Source organism: Xanthomonas populi (assembly GCF_002940065.1).
Classification (GTDB): Bacteria; Pseudomonadota; Gammaproteobacteria; order Xanthomonadales; family Xanthomonadaceae; genus Xanthomonas; species Xanthomonas populi.
Window position 1 is genome coordinate 1 of sequence record NZ_MDEJ01000295.1, and the last position, 902, is coordinate 902.

A 902-nucleotide genomic window follows, 5' to 3' on the forward strand; every position below is an offset into this window, starting at 1 on the left:
CATGCCGGTTTCATATAACGCATGCAGACGGTATCGTTTTGCCAGGTCCAGGCGGCTGGATGACATGGGCAACTCCACTTTGCGGTGAAGTCGTTCAGGTCAAGTCGCCTGGACCACTTCACAACCGTTGGTGTTGCGATCCAGAGTTGAAGCCGCCATCGGATAATTCGCGCAGACTTTGAACAGGCTCTGAGGTCTTTTTCAACGACGCCGCCCTTGCACTTCGCGAGTGAATCCCCCCGGCAAACAGGACAGGCCATAGATGCGCATCTGCATTCTCAACCAAGCAAGATGCGCTTTGCTGCGAAGCCGCCGCTGCGGTCACGCTCGCATTGTTCGACTTGAGGAATGGATGCACTGGATGCCAAGGATCGATGCACGCATGCACCTGCGATAACATCGCCTTAGCACCGTATTGGCGAGGATTGTGGCACTCCGCGCCCTGGCGGCGGGCGGTGTTGGAGTGGTGTATGTCTCGTATCGTGTTGATTGGCGGCCACGGCAAGGTCGTGCGTTTGCTCACCCCGCGATTAGTGCGCGGTGGGCATCAGGTGACTGCGTTGTTCCGCAATCCTGCGCATGCCGACCGTGGCGTCTCGCGCGGCAACGTGGCGCAGGTGATCGCGGCTGCATTGGCAACGCCGGCCACCATCGGCAAGACCGTTGGCTTCATTGATGGGCAGTGCCGATCCGGCAGGCATTGGCGCAGCTGGAATGAACGCCAGACCTATCGCCACGCCACAGGCGTGTGGTCCGGGCCGGCCTAACGTTTTCCTAACCCGGTCTTGGGATAGTCGCAAGTGCATCCGACTATGGAGACTGCTTCTGGGCACCTCGAACAACCAAGTCGTAGCCGTGGTGACACGCACTGGATGATGACCATACCTTCAAAAAATCAGCGA

General features: G+C 58.6%; 1 protein-coding gene. It reads left to right on the plus strand.

Going from position 1 to position 902, the window contains the following annotated elements:
- The first annotated feature begins 470 nt into the window (after positions 1-470).
- Positions 471-767 (plus strand): Rossmann-fold NAD(P)-binding domain-containing protein, encoded by a 297-nt coding sequence (locus tag XpopCFBP1817_RS20920; protein WP_425479140.1) that lies wholly within the window; start codon positions 471-473, stop codon positions 765-767.
- Positions 768-902: the final 135 nt, after the last annotated feature.